General features: G+C 73.2%; 17 protein-coding genes. 8 read left to right on the forward strand and 9 right to left on the reverse strand.

From position 1 onward, the window contains the following. Positions 1-141: 141 nt before the first annotated feature. Positions 142-651, forward strand: coding sequence for a hypothetical protein (locus tag C1N81_RS11420; protein WP_394428668.1), 510 nt, complete (start codon positions 142-144; stop codon positions 649-651). A 45-nt stretch (positions 652-696) separates the two neighbouring features. On the opposite strand, the gene C1N81_RS11425 is transcribed toward C1N81_RS11420, so the two are convergent. Next, a complete protein-coding gene (locus C1N81_RS11425; protein WP_394428669.1) occupies positions 697-1,002 on the reverse strand; it encodes a hypothetical protein in 306 nt (101 codons plus the stop codon). A 202-nt stretch (positions 1,003-1,204) separates the two neighbouring features. Between C1N81_RS11425 and C1N81_RS11430 the strand changes: the two genes are divergently transcribed. The 3 genes from C1N81_RS11430 to C1N81_RS11440 all read left to right on the forward strand — a co-directional run bounded on the left by C1N81_RS11430 (position 1,205) and on the right by C1N81_RS11440 (position 3,941). Further along, entirely contained in the window at positions 1,205-1,867 is a 663-nt protein-coding gene (locus C1N81_RS11430; RefSeq protein WP_394428670.1) for a class F sortase, read from the forward strand. A gap of 65 nt (positions 1,868-1,932) precedes the next feature. Further along, a complete protein-coding gene (locus tag C1N81_RS11435) occupies positions 1,933-2,394 on the forward strand; it encodes a universal stress protein (protein ID WP_394428671.1) in 462 nt (153 codons plus the stop codon). 98 nt (positions 2,395-2,492) lie between these two features. Then, on the forward strand, positions 2,493-3,941 hold the full coding sequence (locus tag C1N81_RS11440; RefSeq protein ID WP_394428672.1) for an amino acid permease: 1,449 nt from the start codon (positions 2,493-2,495) through the stop codon (positions 3,939-3,941). A 105-nt stretch (positions 3,942-4,046) separates the two neighbouring features. On the opposite strand, the gene C1N81_RS11445 is transcribed toward C1N81_RS11440, so the two are convergent. Further along, on the reverse strand, positions 4,047-5,207 hold the full coding sequence (locus C1N81_RS11445) for a CapA family protein (protein ID WP_394428673.1): 1,161 nt from the start codon (positions 5,205-5,207) through the stop codon (positions 4,047-4,049). Positions 5,208-5,456: 249 nt separating this feature from the next. On the opposite strand from C1N81_RS11445, the gene C1N81_RS11450 reads away from it, so the two are divergent. Together C1N81_RS11450 and C1N81_RS11455 are read left to right on the forward strand one after the other, a co-directional pair. Continuing rightward, positions 5,457-5,993 (forward strand): sigma-70 family RNA polymerase sigma factor, encoded by a 537-nt coding sequence (locus C1N81_RS11450; RefSeq protein WP_394428674.1) that lies wholly within the window; start codon positions 5,457-5,459, stop codon positions 5,991-5,993. 155 nt (positions 5,994-6,148) lie between these two features. Continuing rightward, entirely contained in the window at positions 6,149-6,649 is a 501-nt protein-coding gene (locus C1N81_RS11455; RefSeq protein WP_394428675.1) for a hypothetical protein, read from the forward strand. A gap of 12 nt (positions 6,650-6,661) precedes the next feature. Here C1N81_RS11455 and C1N81_RS11460 read toward each other — a convergent pair whose 3' ends face one another. From C1N81_RS11460 to C1N81_RS11475, 4 genes are read right to left on the reverse strand one after another with little or no spacing between them, the layout of a single operon-like run. After that, on the reverse strand, positions 6,662-7,855 hold the full coding sequence (locus C1N81_RS11460) for a sensor histidine kinase (protein WP_394428676.1): 1,194 nt from the start codon (positions 7,853-7,855) through the stop codon (positions 6,662-6,664). Then, on the reverse strand, positions 7,852-9,495 hold the full coding sequence (locus C1N81_RS11465; protein WP_394428677.1) for a sodium/solute symporter: 1,644 nt from the start codon (positions 9,493-9,495) through the stop codon (positions 7,852-7,854). Before C1N81_RS11465 ends, C1N81_RS11460 begins: the two co-directional genes overlap by 4 nt. Beyond that, positions 9,492-9,860 (reverse strand): hypothetical protein, encoded by a 369-nt coding sequence (locus tag C1N81_RS11470; protein WP_394428678.1) that lies wholly within the window; start codon positions 9,858-9,860, stop codon positions 9,492-9,494. Before C1N81_RS11470 ends, C1N81_RS11465 begins: the two co-directional genes overlap by 4 nt. A 48-nt stretch (positions 9,861-9,908) precedes the next feature. After that, complete coding sequence (locus C1N81_RS11475) at positions 9,909-10,658, reverse strand: LytR/AlgR family response regulator transcription factor (protein WP_394428679.1); 750 nt, start codon at positions 10,656-10,658, stop codon at positions 9,909-9,911. Positions 10,659-10,748: 90 nt separating this feature from the next. Here C1N81_RS11475 and C1N81_RS11480 point away from each other — a divergent pair, with 90 nt between their 5' ends. Further along, the gene (locus tag C1N81_RS11480; RefSeq protein WP_394428680.1) at positions 10,749-11,408 is read left to right on the forward strand and encodes a zf-HC2 domain-containing protein; all 660 of its coding nucleotides are present in this window, start codon (positions 10,749-10,751) and stop codon (positions 11,406-11,408) included. Positions 11,409-11,443: 35 nt separating this feature from the next. On the opposite strand, the gene C1N81_RS11485 is transcribed toward C1N81_RS11480, so the two are convergent. The 3 genes from C1N81_RS11485 to C1N81_RS11495 form a co-directional block, all read right to left on the reverse strand. Continuing rightward, positions 11,444-12,304 (reverse strand): Fpg/Nei family DNA glycosylase, encoded by an 861-nt coding sequence (locus C1N81_RS11485; RefSeq protein ID WP_394428681.1) that lies wholly within the window; start codon positions 12,302-12,304, stop codon positions 11,444-11,446. Between the two features lie 81 nt (positions 12,305-12,385). Beyond that, on the reverse strand, positions 12,386-13,315 hold the full coding sequence (locus C1N81_RS11490) for a DUF2382 domain-containing protein (protein WP_394428682.1): 930 nt from the start codon (positions 13,313-13,315) through the stop codon (positions 12,386-12,388). Positions 13,316-13,502: 187 nt separating this feature from the next. Beyond that, positions 13,503-15,620 carry a SpoIIE family protein phosphatase gene (locus C1N81_RS11495; RefSeq protein ID WP_394428683.1) on the reverse strand — a complete coding sequence of 706 codons (2,118 nt, stop codon included), beginning with the start codon at positions 15,618-15,620 and terminating at the stop codon, positions 13,503-13,505. Positions 15,621-15,691: 71 nt separating this feature from the next. On the opposite strand from C1N81_RS11495, the gene C1N81_RS11500 reads away from it, so the two are divergent. Then, entirely contained in the window at positions 15,692-17,098 is a 1,407-nt protein-coding gene (locus C1N81_RS11500; protein ID WP_394428684.1) for a lipase maturation factor family protein, read from the forward strand.

The following is a 17,098-nucleotide window of genomic DNA, read 5'->3' on the forward strand; positions in this document are numbered from 1 at the left end:
CGGGGAGCCGGGGCGTCCCCCGTTCGCCCGACAAATCTCGCGCCCATTTGGGGCAATCCATAGGGTTTCGACCATCGAGGTGCTTGTCCCCAGCGGACGGAAACGGTCCGCGGCTGCCCCTTGTGGACCCGGAGGAACCCCATGCACGCGATACGCGCCGCTTCCGCCGCCGTGCTCGGCCTCACCGCGCTCACCCTCGCCGCGCCGTCCGCCGCGGCGGGGGACGACCGCCAGTTCGACGTCAGCGCCTCGCCGACCACGATCTCGGCGGGCGGCCAGGTGCTGCTCACGCAGGACGGCTGCCCCGGCAAGACCACGGTGAGCGCCGGGATCTTCGACACGGTGAAGCTGGGCGGCGGAAGCGGTTCGAAATCGGTCACCGTCGACTGGGACGCCAAGCAGGGCGCCATGTACTCCGTGACGTTCTCCTGCGAGGGCCGCCCCGACCGGTCCGTGGACCTCACCATCGCGGGCGGCAAGCCCGACGAGCCCACGCACCAGCCCGCAGACCACGGCGTCCACGCGGGTGCCGGCGGCAGCGTCGGCGGTTTCGACCTGCGCGAGATCGGCCTCGGCGCGGCCCTGCTCACCGGCGCGTTCGGCACCGCCTACTACTTCGCGCGCCGCCGCACCGGCGACGACAAGGGCTGACGGCACCCACGCGCCCGTACGGCTGCGCCCGTCGGCCCCTGCCCGTCACCGTCTGCCCTCCGCGCGGCGGCGCAGGCAGAACGCGCCACCGCCGATCAGACCGGAGGCGACGAGGGCGCCGCCGATCGCCATGTCGGTGGGGGTGGCCTCCGGGCGGCGCGCGCCGTCGGAGTCGTCACTGTCACGGCCGTGCCGGACGTGCTCGCGCGGCTCGGACGCGACAGACGCGGCAGACGCGGCAGACGCGGCAGACGCGACGGACGCGACGGACGCGACGGACGCGACGGGGGCGGCCAGGGTGAACGCGACGGCGGCGACGGCGGACACCGCCAGGACACGGGTGCGGCGCATGTGGATCCTCCACGGGAAAGCGAACCCGGGCGACGGCCACGGGGACGGGGCGAGTACAGCTCCAGCGAACAGTTGTCAGACGCACCATCAGACGGCGTTCCCGGTCCCGCATTTCGGGGCTGGGCCGGATGGCGCACCGGCCCTGGCCCGCGCCGCCGCGCCGCCACGCTCGCAAGCGCCACGCTCGGAAGGGGATGAGCCGATGTCCGACACAGGGACCGACGAGGAGACGGAGCGGCCCCGGGGGCGTGCGCCGTGGGGCGTCCTCGCCCTGGTGCTGCTCGCCGGTCTCGCGCTGATCCGCAACGGCTCGGGCGAGACCGACACCGGGCCGCCGCAACCCGCGTCGGCCGCCGCCGCGGAGGCGCACACGGCGGCACGGGACGCGCCGGCGGCCGCGGAGGCGCTGCCGTTCTCGCCCGCCGAGCGCGTCCGGGTCCCGGCGATACAGGTGGACGCGCCGATCACACAGGTCGGGCTCGACGCGGACGGCTGGGTGGACGCGCCGCCGCCCGAGGACCCGAACCTGGCGGGCTGGTTCACCGGGGCGGTCTCCCCCGGCGAGAAGGGCACCTCGGTCGTCGTCGGCCACGTCGACAACCAGCAGGGCCCCGCCGTCTTCTACGGCCTCGGCTCCCTGAAGAAGGGCAACCACGTCGAGGTCGCGCGCGAGGACGGCAGCACCGCCGTCTTCGAGGTCTACGGGATCGAGGTGTTCGACAAGGCGCACTTCCCGGGACGGAAGGTCTACGGGTCCAAGGGCGTACCGGAGTTGCGGGTCATCACCTGCGGCGGCGGCTACTCGAAGCAGCACGGCTACGACGGCAACGTGGTGGTCTTCGCCCGCCTGGTCTCCGCGCGCTGACCCCGGGCCGATCCGGAAGGCGCCCCGCCGCTTACCTCACCGGGTGTTTCCGTTAGCCTCTGCGCGTGACCGATCAGCAGCCACACCAGTTCGAGCGGGGCACCGACGGGCCCAAGGTGATCGTGGTCGGGGTCGACGGCTCCGACTCCTCCTTCCGCGCCGCCGCGTACGCCGGAGGGCTGGCCCGGCGCCAGCGTGCGCTGCTCGCCGTCGTCTACGTGCAGCCCGTCCTCGCGGGCGGTGCCGCGCTCGGCGTCCCCGTCGCCGAGACGACCGACGAGATCGCCGAGAGCCTCATCGCGGAGATCCGCGAGGCCACCGAGCGGGTCAAGGACATATACGACGTGCGCTGGGAGTTCCACACCTTCCGGGGCGACCCGTTCAACGGCCTGGTCACCGCCGCGGACGAGCTCAAGGCGGACGCGGTCGTCGTCGGCGCCTCCGAGCAGGCCGGTCACCGCATCGTCGGCTCGGTCGCGATCCGTCTGGTGAAGGCGGGGCGCTGGCCGGTCACGGTCGTGCCATAACGGGCCAGTACGCGGGAGCGCGCGGCGTCTTCCGTCACCGCCGTCGCGGGGGCATCATGATCGGCCGTCAGCCGTCGTGTCCGCGAAGAGGTGAGCTCATGGCCGTTCCCCCACGTCCGCGCATGGGACAGGGCGTGCTGCGCCGCAAACCCATCGAACAGATCGAGGACACCGAGGGCGGGGCGGGCGGCTCGCAGCTCACCCGCTCGCTCGGCCTGTGGCAGCTCACCGCGATCGGCGTCGGCGGCATCATCGGGGCGGGCATCTTCACGCTCGCGGGAACGGTCGCCAACGGCACCGCGGGGCCCGCCGTCCTGATCTCCTTCCTCATCGCGGGCGTCGCCAGCGCGGCGGCCGCCCTCTCCTACGCCGAGTTCGCGGGCCTCATCCCGAAGGCCGGATCGGCGTACACCTACGGCTACGCGGTCCTCGGCGAGCTGGCGGGCTGGTTCATCGGCTGGGACCTGCTCCTGGAGTACACGGCGATCGTCGCGGTCGTCGCCATCGGCATCTCGGGGTACTTCAGCTTCCTGCTCGGTGAGATGGGGCTCGACCTGCCGAAGTGGATGCTGGGCGCGCCCGGCACCGGCGACGGCCACAAGGTCGACCTGTTCGCCGCCGTACTGTGCCTGCTCATCGCCTACCTGCTGACCCTGGGCATCCGCAACGCGGCCCGCTTCGAGACGGTCGTCGTCGTCCTCAAGGTGCTCGTGGTCCTGCTCGTCATCGGTGTGGGCGTCTTCCACATCAACACGGGGAACTACACGCCGTTCTTCCCGTTCGGGGTGAGCGGCGCGTTCACGGGTGCGGCGACCGTGTTCTTCGCTGTCTTCGGCTACGACGCCATGTCGACGGCGGCGGAGGAGTCCAAGGACGCGCAGCGCCACATGCCGAAGGCGATCCTCTACTCGCTCGCCATCTCGATGGTGCTCTACGTCCTCGCCTGCCTGGTCCTGACCGGTATGCAGAACTACAAGGACATCGACCCGGAGAGCGGGTTCTCGACGGCGTTCAAGGCGGCCGGCCTCAGCGGGCTCGCGGACGTGATCGCGGTGGGCGCCATCATCGGCATCCTCACCGTCATGTTCACCTTCATGCTGGGTGTCACACGTGTCTGGTTCTCCATGTCCCGCGACGGGCTGCTGCCGAAGTGGTTCGCGAAGACACACCCGACGCGGCACGTGCCCACACGTGTGACGTGGATCGTCGGTGTCGCGTCGGCCGCCATCGCGGGTTTCCTCCCCATCGGCGAGGCGGCCGAACTGACCAACATCGGCATCCTGTTGGCGTTCGTCGTGGTCTGCGTCGCGGTGATCGTGCTCCGCTACCGCCAGCCGGACCTGCCCCGCACGTTCCGCACCCCGGGCATGCCGCTCGTACCCGCGCTGGGCGTGGTCTTCTCGATCTGGCTGATCACGTTCCTGCAGTGGCAAACCTGGGTGCGGTTCGCCGTGTGGTTCCTGATCGGCCTGGTCGTCTACTTCGGCTACTCGTACAAGAGGTCGGAACTGGCGCGCGCCACGGAACGGCCGGACGACAGGGCCTAGCCGCGTCCTGATCGCCGGCGGCGGCCGTCATGGGCGTCGATGACGATGTGGTGCAGGGCGAGGGGCATGCGCGTCAGTGTGCCTTCAAGGCCCCCCGCACGGTTGTTACTTGCTCATCGTCAGGCCGTCCTCGGCGGCGTCCCGGCTCAGGACGACGCGGCGGATTCTGTCCCGCAGGGCTCGTACGTCACGGCCCGCTCCCCGGGCCAGGGCGTCGTTCAGGTTCACGACGCGGTCGGTGCGCAGGTCGAAGCGCATCGGGACGAACTCCGCCTTCGTCACCCGCCAGCGCTCGCCGGGGCGGGCCGGGCGGGTGAAGGTGAAGCGGCCGATCGTGCCCAGGTTGCCCCGGACGTCCACGGCGCCCTCGGGGTCGTACATCTCGCCCGCGATCTGGTCGCCCATGCCGTAGACGATCCAGACGCCGTTGACCTTCTCGTAGGCCTGCGGGACGTGGGCGTGGGTGCCCAGGATCAGGTCGATGTCGGGGCGGCCGTGCGTGCGGGAGGCGGTGAGTTCCCTGCCCAGGGCCAGTTGCTGCGCGTTCGGCTCGTCCTGCCATTCGGTGCCCCAGTGGACGGAGACGACGACCACGTCGGCGCCTGCCCGCCGGGCGGCTCGGGCGTCGGCGACGATCCGCCCGCGGTCGATCAGGTTGACCGTCCAGGGGCGGCCCGGCGGCTGGGCGTAGCCGTTCGTGTCGTAGGTGTACGCGAGCTGGGCGACCTCGGCCCCGCCCGCGCGCAGCCTCGCCGGGCCGCGCCCCTCGGCCTCCGTCCGGCCCGAGCCCGCGTGCGCGATCCCGGCGCGGTCGAGCGCGCCGAGGGTGCGGGCGACTCCGGCGGTGCCCGCGTCGAGGGTGTGGTTGGAGGCGGTGGAACAGGAGTCGTAGCCGGTGGCGCGCAGGCCCGCGGCGACCTGCGGCGGGGACTTGAACGCCGGGTAGCCGCTGTAGTCGCCGCGCGCCCCGTACACCGTCTCCATGTGGCAGATCGCCAGGTCGGCCGGGGCGACGACCGACCTGGCGCCCGCGAGCATGGGGCGGAAGTCGTAGCCGCGCCCTTCCGCGTCGGCGCGGGCCCGCCGGATGATCGAGGTGTGCGGCAGGACGTCGCCGGACGCGGCCAGGGTGAAGCCCCGCTCGGGTGGCGCGGGGGCCACGCCCGGGGTGCGGGGCGGGGTGGCCGGCGGGGCGGCGCAGGCGGCGCCGAGGGCGAGCAGCGCGGCCAGGCACGCTCCGGCCGTCCTGCGCGTACTCCGTGTCATGGGTCTGACCTTTCGGGGGGGGCGGGGCCCGGCCGCGGGCGCGCCCCGGGTGCTTCGTCGCCGTACGTATCTAGGGAGAGGAGTAAGGGCGGACACAAGCACCCGTACCGGGCACCTCCCCGGAACGGGTGGTGCCGCGCTGCGCCACCCGGCCCGTTCACCGCACCGTTCGTCGACGGCATCGACCGCCTGCCGCAGAGCCGCGCGTGCCCTCTGGGCGGGACCGGCGGCCTGCGCTGGCATACGCGCATGACGACGGCGCTCACGACACCCACGACCCCTGAGGAGGACCTCGCGCAGGTCCAGCGGGAGCACGGCGGACCGCTGTTCTCGTTCCTGCTGCGGCTGTGCGACGGGGACCGCCAGCGCGCGGAGGACCTGGTCCAGGAGACGTACGTACGGGCCTGGCAGCATCCGGAGGCGCTCGACTCGCGCTACGGGTCGGTGCGGCCCTGGCTCTTCACGGTCGGGCGGCGCCTCGCCATCGACGCCCGCCGCGCCCGGCTCGCCCGGCCCGCCGAGGTCGGCGACGCCGTCCTGGACAGCGCACGGGTCTGCGCCGACCACGCGGAGCGGTCCGCCGCCGCGCTCGACGTGCGCGAGGCGGTGGCGACGCTCAGCCCCGAGCACCGGGCCGTGCTCCTGGAGGTCTACTTCAAGGGCGCCAGCGTCGCGGAGGCCGCGGGAGCGCTCGGCATCCCCCCGGGTACCGTGAAGTCCCGCGCGTACTACGCGTTGCGCGCGCTGCGCAGGGTGCTTCCGGGATACGCGCCTGACCTGCGGTGAAACTGTGGGTCGGGTCAAGTATCGGTAAAGCGCCTTGCCCGGCGCGGTGTTTCCTCGGTTGAGTAATCCGCTGTCCTCCCCGGCGAGTTGGACGAGTTGCACGGGTGGGGCCCGGGGGCCGGCGAAGCGCACGGACCGGAGGAAGGCAGGAAGGGATGTTGCACGAGAGCCAGGGCGGTGCCTCGGGCGCCGACGGCGGGGAACTCGACGTTCCCATGGCGTGGTTGTACGCCGAGTACATCGCGGACGAACTGTTGCGTACCGGGGATCTGATGCCCCCCACGTCCTTCGAGTTCCGGGCCGGGCGCGACGCGCTCGCCCTGACGATCTTCCTGTCCGACTCGGACGACGAACTGTCCGGGATCCGGGTGGTGTCGCAGCTGGACACGTGGTCGTCGCTGACCGCGTACGACCAGCCGTGGCAGGAGTGGGTCCGGGAGCGGTTCGCCGAGCGGGACCGGCAGTGCGCGGCGGGCTCCCCCTCCGCCGACCTGGAGCTGGCCACCGCCGCGTGGCGCTGGCTGGAGGAGACCGAACTGCTCGCGCCCGATCTCGACGCCGTACCGGTGCCGGAGGAGGAGGACGGGCCGAAGGTGTGGACCCCGGCCTGGCAACTGGGGCTGCCGCTCGGGCACTTGGCCATCCACCTGTTCTGACCCCGGGCGCCTTCAGGGCGCGTACACGCCCGCCCGGTACTTCGGGATGCGGATCGTGATCTTCGTGCCCGCGCCGATGCCCGTCTCGATGACCAGGCCGTAGGCGTCGCCGAAGACCTGGCGCAGGCGTTCGTCGACGTTCGACAGGCCGATGCCGTGCGAGGCGCCGCCCTCGCCGCGCAGGATCGCCCGCAGCTCGTCGGGGTCCATGCCGACGCCGTCGTCCTCGATGACCACCTCGGCCTCGGCGCCCGCGTCCTTCGCCCCGATCGTGATGCGGCTGTTCGTCACGGCGCCCTCCAGGCCGTGCTTCACCGCGTTCTCCACGAGGGGCTGCAGGCACAGGAACGGGAGCGTGACCGGGAGGACCTCCGGGGCTATCTGCAGCGTTACGGAGAGACGGTCGCCGAAGCGGGCGCGGACCAGGGCCAGATACTGGTCGATGGAGTGGAGTTCGTCGGCCAGCGTCGTGAACTCGCCGTGGCGGCGGAACGAGTACCGGGTGAAGTCGGCGAACTCCAGGAGCAGTTCGCGGGCGCGCTCCGGGTCCGTCCGGACGAACGAGGCGATCGCCGCGAGCGAGTTGAAGATGAAGTGCGGGGAGATCTGCGCCCGCAGCGCCTTGATCTCGGCCTCGATCAGACGGGTGCGGGAGCGGTCCAGTTCGGCGAGTTCGAGCTGGACGGAGACCCAGCGGGCCACCTCGTCCGTGGCCCGCGCGAGCACGGCGGACTCGCGGGGCGCGTAGGCGACGACCGCGCCGAGGACCCGGCCGTCCGCCACCACCGGGGCGGCCACCGCCCAGCGGAGCGTGCAGTCGAGGTCGTCGCAGCCGCAGTCGAACGCGACGGAGCGGCCTCCGGCCAGGGCGGGGGCGATGTGCGGCATGACGTGGTCGGTGTGCGGGTGCTCGGCGGCGCCGTCCCACGCCAGGACCGTCGAGCGGTTGGTGACGGCGAGGGCGTCCGTGCCGAGGAGCGTGCGCAGGCGGCGGGCGGACTTGCGGGCCGTTTCCTCCGTGAGGCCCGCGCGGAGCGCCGGGGCCGCCAGGGAGGCGGTGTGCAGGGTTTCGAAGGTGGCGCGTTCCACGGGGGTGCCCACGTCGCTGCGGCCTGCCGGATGGGCGGTGCGTCTGCCGACGGTGAAGCCGGCCGCGAGGAGGAGGGGGCAGAGGGCCAGGAGGGCGGCTGTGACAGTGCCGGTCACCGGGCGTGGCCTTCCGTCGAGGGAGGTGTGGTGGGTTCGCTGGTGCGGGTCGTGTCGGGTTGCTCGCGCCGTTCCCCGCGCCCCTGGGGGGCACCGCCCACTCCTCGTTGCTCGCGCCCTCTCAGCTCTCCTGACCACAGCGATTCAGGGAGGTGCAGGCGGGTCATCGTCGCTGTCGTGTGGGGTGGGATCGTGTGCGGGGTGGCCAGGGAGACCAGGATCATCGTCAGGAAGCCGACCGGGACCGACCAGAGGGCCGGCCAGGCCAGGAGCGTGTGGAGCCAGCCGTCCGTGGCCGCGCCCGCGACCGTCGACGTCACCGCGACGAACGCCGAGCCGCCGCCCAGGAACAGCCCGGCCAGGGCACCCGGCGGGGTCAGGCCGCGCCACCAGATGCCGAGGATCAGCAGGGGGCAGAAGGAGGACGCCGAGACCGCGAACGCCATGCCGACCGCGTCCGCCACCGGCACCCCGTCCACCAGGAGCGCCCCGGCCAGCGGCACCGCCATCGCCAGCGCCACCGCGAGCCGGAAATGGCGCACCCCGCGCCGTACTCCGCGCCTCGGCAGCACGTCCTGGCTGACCACACCGGCCACCGCCATCGTCAGACCGGACGCCGTCGACAGGAACGCGGCGAACGCGCCGCCCGCCACCAGCGCGCCCAGCAGGTCGCCCGCCACGCCGTCCACCACCAGGCCCGGCAGCAGCAGCACGGTCGCGTCCGCGTCGTGGGTGGCGGCGAGGCCGGGCGCGTAGAGGCGGCCCAGCCAGCCGTAGAGGGGAGGCAGCAGGTAGAACGCGCCGATCAGGGCGAGGACCACCACCGTCGTGCGGCGGGCCGCGCGGCCGTTGGGGCTCGTGTAGAAGCGGACCACGACGTGCGGAAGCCCCATCGTGCCGAGGAACGTGGCGACGATCAGCCCGTACGTGGCGTAGAGCGGATGGTCGGCGCGGCTGGTGGCGAGGGGCTGGCCCGCGCCGACGCCCGCCGAGGGCAGGTCGGCCGGGACCACGCCGCCCGGCGCACCGCTCCCCCGCCAGACGAGGAGCAGGAAGAACGCCGGGACGAGCAGCGCCGTCAGCTTCAGCCAGTACTGGAACGCCTGCACGAAGGTGATCGAGCGCATGCCGCCCGCCGCCACCGCGAGCACGACCACGGCGGCGACCAGCGCGCCCCCGAACCAGCGCGGCGCCCCCGTCAGGATCTGCAGGGTCAGGCCCGCGCCCTGGAGCTGCGGCACCAGGTACAGCCAGCCCGCTCCGACGACGAACACGCTGACCACGCGGCGCACCTGCCGCGACTCCAGGCGGCCCTCGGCGAAGTCGGGCAGCGTGTACGCGCCCGAGCGGCGCAGCGGGGCCGCGACGAAGACGAGGAGGACGAGGTAGCCCGCCGTGTAGCCGACGGGGTACCAGAGCATGTCGGGCCCGTGCACCAGGAGCAGGCCCGCGATGCCGAGGAAGGACGCCGCGGAGAGGTACTCGCCGCTGATCGCCGCCGCGTTGAGCCGGGGTCCGACGGTGCGCGAGGCCACGTAGAAGTCGGAGGTCGTACGGGAGATGCGCAGGCCGAAGCCGCCGATGAGGACGGTGGCGAGGACGACGACGGCCACCGCGGGGATCGCGTACGCCTCGTTCACGGCGCTCCGCCGTCGCGGCCGCGCACGAGGTCGGCGAAGTCGCGTTCGTTGCGCTCGGCCCGGCGCACGTACCACCAGGCGATGAGCACGAGGAAGGGGTAGCAGCCGACGCCGAGGACCAGCCATTGGACGGCCGTGCTGCGCAGGGCGTCGAAGATGAGGGGCAGGACCGCCACGGGCAGCGCCAGGACCGCGAACGCCGCCGTCGCCGCGCGCAGCTGGCCGCGCATCAACGACCGTACGTAGGCCGCGCCGAGCGGGGTCTGTTCGTCGATCTCGCCCTGGGTGCGCAGCCCGGGCGGACCGGTCGCGCCGTGCACGGTGCGCGGCTCGCCGGTCACCACCTGCCGCCGTGGTTCGGACACGGGCGGAGTGTAGGCAGGCGCGGCGCGCCGAAGGAAGGGGTGCGCAGGTCAGCCGGTGGCCCGGCGCATCAGCAGCTCCCGTACGCGGCTGGCGTGGCGGCGGCTCACCGCTATCTCGGCGGTGCCGACGCGCAGGGTCATGCCGGTGCCGTCGAGGCGGAGTTCGTCGATGCGGTGCAGGGAGACGAGGTGGCTGCGGTGGACGCGGACGAAGCCGAGCGGCTGCCAGCGCTCCTCGAGGGTGCTCAGCGGGATACGGACCAGGTGGCCGGCGCCGTCCGTGGTGTGCAGGCGGGCGTAGTCGCCCTGGGCCTCGGCGTACGTGATGTCGGAGACGGCCACGAGGCGGGTCACGCCGCCGAGTTCGACGGGGATGCGGTCGGCGACGGTGGCCGGGGGCGGGGCGCTGGCCACGCGTTCGGCGACGCGGCGGAGGGCTTCGGCGAGGCGCTCCCTGCGGACCGGTTTGAGCAGGTAGTCGACGGCCTTGAGGTCGAAGGCCTGGACGGCGAAGTCCTCGTGGGCGGTGACGAAGACGACGAGCGGCGGGCGTGCGAACCCGGCGAGGAGGCGGGCCACGTCGAGCCCCGTCAGGCCCGCCATCTGGATGTCGAGGAAGAGGACGTCGACGGCGTCGTCGCCGCCGGGCCCCTCCTCCAGGGCGCGGCCGATGCGGCGCAGCGCCTCGGTGGCGTCGGTGGCGCCCTCGGCGGTGCGCACGCGCGGGTCGGCGCGCAGGAGGTAGAGGAGTTCGGCGAGGGCGGGTTCCTCGTCGTCGACGGCCAGTACGCGCAACATGCGGCGGAGTGTAACCGGGTGCTCGCCGGGCGGTCGCTTGAGTGATTCGGGCGTCGGGTGCGTACCGGTGGGCGAGAGCGGGAGGAACGCATGAGGTCCCTGGAACGGCATCGCGACGCCGGCGCCTACGCGCTGGGGGTCCTGGACGCGGCGGACCGGTTCCGCTTCGAGGACCATCTCGCCGAGTGCGGGACGTGTGCGGCGCGCCTGCGTGAACTCGGGCCCGCCGCGAGCGTGCTCGACGTGTACGCGCGGGCGACGCCGCGCTGTGTGGAGCTGTTCGCGCGCCCGGCGCCGACCCTGGTGGAGCGGGCCGTGGACCGGCTCGCGGCGCTGCATCGCCGGACGCGCCGGCGGTTGTGGGGCGCGGCCGTGGCGGCGGTGCTGCTGCTCGGCGCGGCGGGGCAGGGCGCGGCGCTGCTCTCCGAGGGCGCGGGTGAGGGTCCGGCGCCTCTGACCCTGCGCGGCCGCGATCCGTCGAGCGGGGTCGCCGCCACGCTCACCGCGCGGGAGCGCGGCTGGGGCTCGCAGGTCGCCCTGGACATCAGCGACCCGGACGGGCCCCGCGTCTGCGAACTGGTGGCGGTGGGCCGCGACGGCTCCGAGCAGACGGTGGCGAGCTGGACGGTGCGGGGCGGGGGCCGGGTGGAGGTCCAGGGCGGCGCGGCGGACCGCCCCGGCGAGATCCGGAGGTTCGAGGTGCGGGCCGCGGGCGGGGGCCGGTTGCTGGCGTTGCCGGTGGCTGACTGAGGCGGCCCGGACGCGTGCCACGAGAACCGGGCCGCCTACTTCAACAGCCGTGACAAGCGCCGGTCGGCCAGGGGCTTGCCGCCCGTCTGGCACGTCGGGCAGTACTGGAGGGAGCTGTCGCTGAAGCTGACCTCGCGGATGGTGTCACCGCAGACGGGGCAGGGTTCGCCGGTGCGGCCGTGGACGCGCAGGCCCGTCTTCTTCTCGGCCTTGAGGCGGCCGGCCGCGACGCCGCGGGAGCGTTCCACGGCGTCCTTGAGGGTGGCGCGCAGCGCCTCGTACAGGGTGTGGACGTCCTCGGGGGTGAGGGCCGCCGTCTGCTTGAAGGGGGACATCCGGGCCACGTGCAGGATCTCGTCGCTGTACGCGTTGCCGACGCCCGCGATGAGGCTCTGGTCGCGCAGGGCGCCCTTGATCTGGCGGCGTACACCGCCGAGCAGCCCGGCGAACGTGGCCTCGTCGAAGTCGTCGGCGAGGGGGTCGGGGCCGAGGCGGGCGACGCCGGGGACGTCGGCGGGGTCCGCGACGACGTAGACGGCCAGGCCCTTTTTCGTGCCGGCCTCCGTGAGGTCGAAGCCCTCCCCCGTCTCCAGGGCGACGCGCAGCGCCAGCGGGCCCTTGCCGGGCTTGGGCGGTCCGTCGGGCAGCCGGTCGCGCCAGTGCAGCCAGCCCGCGCGGGCCAGATGCGTGACGAGGTGGAGGCCGCCCGTGTCGATGTCGAGGAACTTGCCGTGCCGGGCCACGGAGGTCACGGTGCGGCGTTCGAGGGCCATGGGCGGAGGGTCGTACGTCTTCAGGACGTTGATGGCGACCGGCAGGACGCGGGTGATCTCGTGCCCCACCAGATGGTCGCTGAGGAAGTCCGTCAACGCTTCGACCTCGGGCAATTCCGGCATACGTCCAAGAGTGCCACGGCGGACGCCGGCGGGCCCGGCCGGAGATTCCGACCGGGCCCGCCGTACCGCCGGAGGGAGGCGTCAGTGGCGCGGGCCCTGGCCCGGGCCGGACTTGCCGTCGCGCGGCATGCCCTTGCGGTCGGTCTTCTCGGGGGTGTCGTACACGATCCGCTCCTTGCGGACGGTGTCGGAGACCTCGTCCGTCTCGGTGACCTTCTCGGTCTCCAGGCGGACGCGCTCGACCGGGACCGTCTCCTTGCTGACGACGGCCCGCTCCTCGTGGAGCGTCACCTCGGTCTCGGCCTCGCCGATGTCGGCCCGCCGCACGTCGCCCTCGCGGATGGGCTCGCGGACGACGCGGACCTCCTCGTGGGAGACCGGCACGGACGTGGTGACGTCCTCCGTCTCGACGACCTTGCGCAGGTGGGCCTGGCCCACCTCGTGCTCCTCGGTGCCGACACGCAGCCGCTCCTCGGAGCGGATCATCTCGTCCTTGCGGTCCATGTCGGCGCCGGAGCGCATGGCGGGCTCACGCTGCCCGGCACCCGCACCCGCACCCGCGGCGGCCGCGTGGCGCCCGTGGTGCTCGTCGCCGCGCATGTTCGTGCCCGTTCCGGCACCGGCGGCCGTACCGGCGGCGGCGTCGCCCCGCATACCGGTGCGCCCGGTGTTCGTCGGGGCGGCGGACGGCGAGGAGAGGCCGTAGTGGCGGTACAGCTCCTGCTTCTCGTCCTGGTCGAGGTGCTGGTCGGCATCGACGCGGGGCGCGTCCTTGACCGCCTCCTTGGTGTACGCCACCTTCAGCTGGTCCTCCGCGCGGCTGGCACCCGCCAGCGGCACGAAGCTCTCCTTCATGCCGAAGAGGCCGGTCTTCACCGTCACCCAGTCGGCGCGGCCCGTGGCGTCGTCGAGATAGACCCGCTCAACGCTGCCGATCTTCTCTCCCGTGCGGTCGTACGCCGTGAGTCCCACGAGGGCATCGGGGGTGTTGAAGGTCTCGCCCTGCGTCATGCGTGATCACTCCCTCCGGGAACATGGGGGCGAACGGAGGTCGCCGCTTCGACCATGTGCCTCGTCTCCATGGCGCGGCCTCGTCCGCTCGTGTGCAACAAGGGGCATCACTGCGGGTAGCCGAACGGAGCAGCGGGACGGGCGTCGGCGGTGCGGCAGCGGGGGTGTGGCCCCGCACACGGGCATTTCACGGATTACGCCATACGGGTGACACCCGGGCGGGCATGACGAACTCGCACCACACACACTTGCCGCCACCGCGCGCCTCGACGCCCCACACGTCGGCGAGCCGGTCGACGAGGAGGAGGCCGCGTCCGGACACGCCCGCGTCACCGGCGTCGCGGCGGCGGGGCAGGGCGCTGGAGGTGTCCTCCACGTCGACGCGGAGCCTGCGCTCGGGGCCGGTCAGCACGCGCAGGGTGATCACGGCCGGGCCCTCGGTGTGCATGAGGGCGTTGGTGACGAGTTCGTCGGCGACGAGTTCGATCTCGTCGGCGCTGTCCCGTGCGCCCCAGGCGCGGACGGCGGCGCGGATCATGTGCCGGGCCGCCCGCAGCGCCTCCGGGTCGCCGGGCGGCACGTGCTCGGTGAGGCGGCTGCCGCTGAGCGGGGTGTCCTCCTCGCGGCGGCGCAGCAGGAGCAGGGCCACGTCGTCCTCGCCGCCGCCGTCGGCGACGGAGGCGCACAGCCGGTCGGCGAGCTGGTCGACGTCGGCGGGCCCGGTGGCGATGAGCGCGGTGAGGGCGTCGAGGCCGTCGTCGAGGTCGGCGCCCGGCTGTTCGACGAGGCCGTCGGTGCAGAGCAACAGGGTCTGTCCGGGGTCGAGTTCGGCGGTGGTGACCGGGTAGGCGAGGCGGCCGAACTCGGCGGACAGGCCGAGCGGCAGGCCGCCGTCGACGGGCAGTCTGCGGCAGGTCCCGTCGGTCAGGCGGAGCAGCGGGTCGAGGTGTCCGGCGCGGACGATCTGGACGACGCCGGTCGACAGGTCGGCCTCCGCGTACAGGCAGGTCGCGAAGCGCTGGGTGTCGAGTTCGTGCAGGAAGACCGAGGCGCGGGCCATGACGGTGGCGGGGGTGTGGCCCTCGGCGGCGTAGGCGCGCAGGACGATGCGGAGCTGGCCCATGACGGCGGCGGCGTGCGGGTCGTGGCCCTGGACGTCGCCGATGACGACGCCGACACGGCCGCCGGGCAGCGGGATGACGTCGTACCAGTCGCCGCCGATGTCGCGGCCGAGTGCGTGCCCGGAGGCGGCCCGATAACGAACGGCGATGTCGGCGCCGGGCACGGCCGGGATGGTGCGCGGCAGCATCGCCTGCTGGAGGTGCTGGGCGAGGTCCTTCTCCTGCTCGTAGAACATGGCGCGCTGGAGGCTCTGCGCGATGCTGCTGCCGAGGGCCACGAGCACGTTGCGTTCGGACTGCGTGAAGCCCTGGCGGTCGTGGTAGAGCAGGCCGACGGCGCCGATGGGGCGGGCCTGCGCGATGAGCGGCAGGTAGGCGGCCGAGCGGATGTTCAGGTGCGTGATGTGCGGCCACAGGACCGGGAAGGACGCGGCGAAGTCCTCAGGCGACTCGATGAAGCGCGGCTTGAGGGTGCGCACGACCTCGCCCATCGGGTACGGGTCGTCGACGCGGGTGACGTGCGTGCCGGGCACGAAGCTGCCCGCGGGCCCTTCGGCGACGAGGTGGATGCGGCCGGCGCGGAGCAGGCCCATGACGAAGCTGGTCGCGCCGAGGTGTTCGATGCCGTGCGTCTCGCGCAGCACGTCGATGACCTCGGTGACGGTGCGGGCGTGGGCGAGGGCGGCGGTGGTGGACTGCACGACGCTGGTCTCGCGCCGCCGCAGCGCCTCGCGGGCCGCCCGTTCGCGCTGGACGGTGGCGTCGTTCAGCTCGTCGGTGGCGTCGCGCACGATGCCGACGATGCGGCGCGGGCGGCCGCTGTCGTCGCGGCGGATGTACCCGCGCGTGTGGGTCCAGCGCAGCTCCCCCGCGCGCGTGCGGATGCGGAAGTACGCGCCGTAGTTCTCCTCGCCGCTCTTGAGCGCCTGGGCGACGAGCGCGTCGAGGCGGCCCCCTTCACCGGGCGGGACACGGGCGCCGAGGCTCTCCGGGCGGCCGTCGTACTCCTCGGGGCTGATGTCGAAGACGACGTGCGCGTTGCTGTCCATGTGCATGAGCCCGGAGTCGAGGTCCCACTCGAAGCCGCCCATGCGCAGGCTGCGCCCGTACGCCTCCAGGAATCCGCGCGGGTGGTCCTCCGCTCCCTCCCCGGACTCCACACCGTCCCCGTCACCCGCGTCCATGCAGCCCACGCTAGGCCGGGCCCCGGAGAGCCGCATGCGGGGCGCGGGCGGCGCGGCGCACACTGAGGGGCGTGAACTGGTTCGGTGACGGGGAGTACTGGCTGAGCCGCCTGGTCTTCCAGCGCGGGCTCGCCGCGGTCTATCTGACCGCGTTCGTCGGGGCCGCGCTGCAGTTCCGCGCCCTGATCGGGGAGCGCGGCATGCAGCCGGTGCCGCGGTTCCTGGCGCGGGTCCCGTGGCGGCGGGCGCCGACGCTGTTCCGGCTGCACTACTCGGACCGGTTCTTCGCGGGGTGTGCCTGGGCCGGGGCCGCGCTCGCCGTGGCGCTGCTCGCGGGCGCGGACGGGCTGCTGCCGCTGTGGGCCGCGATGCTCCTCTGGCTGGCGCCCTGGGCGCTGTATCTGTCGATCGTGAACGTCGGCCAGACCTGGTACGGCTTCGGCTGGGAGTCCCTGCTCCTGGAGACCGGCTTCCTCGCGGTGTTCCTGGGGAACGACGAGGTGGCGCCGCCGGTCCTCGTCCTGTTCCTGCTGCGCTGGCTGCTGTTCCGCCTGGAGTTCGGCGCGGGGCTGATCAAGTGGCGCGGCGACGCCTGCTGGCGGAAGCTGACCTGCCTGTACTTCCACCACGAGACGCAGCCGATGCCGGGACCGCTGACCTGGTTCTTCCACCGCCTGCCGCGCCCGGTGCACCGGGTGGAGGCGGCGGCGAACCATGTCACCCAGCTCGTCGTGCCGTTCCTCCTCTTCACGCCGCAGCCGATCGCGACCGTCGCGGCCGCCATCATGATCGTCACGCAGCTGTGGCTGATCCTGTCCGGCAACTTCGCCTGGCTGAACTGGCTGACGGTGGTGATCGCCGCCGCCGCGCTCGACCTCACCCCGCTGCACACGCCGCCCGACCTGCCGAAGGCTCCCCTCTGGTACGAGGTCCTCGTACTCGCCCTCACCGTCCTGGTCGCCGTGCTCAGCCGGCGCCCCGCCCGCAATCTGCTCTCCCGCCGCCAGTCCATGAACCGCTCCTACGACTCCCTGCACCTCGTCAACGCGTACGGGGCCTTCGGCACGGTCGGCCGGGTCCGGCAGGAGCTGGTGATCGAGGGCACGGCGGACACGACACCCCGGACCGACTCGGACTGGCGGGCCTACGAGTTCAAGGGCAAGCCGGGCGATCCGCGCCGCCTCCCGCGCCAGTTCGCCCCCTACCATCTGCGGCTCGACTGGATGATGTGGTTCGCCGCGCTGTCCCCCGCGTACGCCGGGCCGTGGTTCGACGGGCTCGTGGAGCGCCTCCTCGAAGGCGACCGGGACACGCTCCGCCTGCTGCGCCACTGCCCCTTCCCCGACGCGCCGCCCGCCCACATCCGGGTCCTGGTGTACCGCTACCGCTTCTCGACGTGGCGCGAGCTGCGGGCGACGGGGGCGTGGTGGGAGCGGACCTATGTACGGGAGTTCCTGGCGCCGACCCGGCTGAGGTAG

The organism is Streptomyces sp. SGAir0957, from assembly GCF_043523415.1.

What these genes read in the sequence shown, in the direction of transcription:
- C1N81_RS11420 (WP_394428668.1), top strand. Translation starts at nt 142, where the DNA reads ATGCACGCGATACGCGCCGCTTCCGCCGCCGTGCTCGGCCTCACCGCG.
- C1N81_RS11425 (WP_394428669.1), bottom strand. Translation starts at nt 1,002, where the DNA reads ATGCGCCGCACCCGTGTCCTGGCGGTGTCCGCCGTCGCCGCCGTCGCG.
- C1N81_RS11430 (WP_394428670.1), top strand. Translation starts at nt 1,205, where the DNA reads ATGTCCGACACAGGGACCGACGAGGAGACGGAGCGGCCCCGGGGGCGT.
- C1N81_RS11440 (WP_394428672.1), top strand. Translation starts at nt 2,493, where the DNA reads ATGGCCGTTCCCCCACGTCCGCGCATGGGACAGGGCGTGCTGCGCCGC.
- C1N81_RS11445 (WP_394428673.1), bottom strand. Translation starts at nt 5,207, where the DNA reads ATGACACGGAGTACGCGCAGGACGGCCGGAGCGTGCCTGGCCGCGCTG.
- C1N81_RS11450 (WP_394428674.1), top strand. Translation starts at nt 5,457, where the DNA reads ATGACGACGGCGCTCACGACACCCACGACCCCTGAGGAGGACCTCGCG.
- C1N81_RS11455 (WP_394428675.1), top strand. Translation starts at nt 6,149, where the DNA reads ATGTTGCACGAGAGCCAGGGCGGTGCCTCGGGCGCCGACGGCGGGGAA.
- C1N81_RS11475 (WP_394428679.1), bottom strand. Translation starts at nt 10,658, where the DNA reads ATGTTGCGCGTACTGGCCGTCGACGACGAGGAACCCGCCCTCGCCGAA.
- C1N81_RS11480 (WP_394428680.1), top strand. Translation starts at nt 10,749, where the DNA reads ATGAGGTCCCTGGAACGGCATCGCGACGCCGGCGCCTACGCGCTGGGG.
- C1N81_RS11485 (WP_394428681.1), bottom strand. Translation starts at nt 12,304, where the DNA reads ATGCCGGAATTGCCCGAGGTCGAAGCGTTGACGGACTTCCTCAGCGAC.
- C1N81_RS11490 (WP_394428682.1), bottom strand. Translation starts at nt 13,315, where the DNA reads ATGACGCAGGGCGAGACCTTCAACACCCCCGATGCCCTCGTGGGACTC.
- C1N81_RS11495 (WP_394428683.1), bottom strand. Translation starts at nt 15,620, where the DNA reads ATGGACGCGGGTGACGGGGACGGTGTGGAGTCCGGGGAGGGAGCGGAG.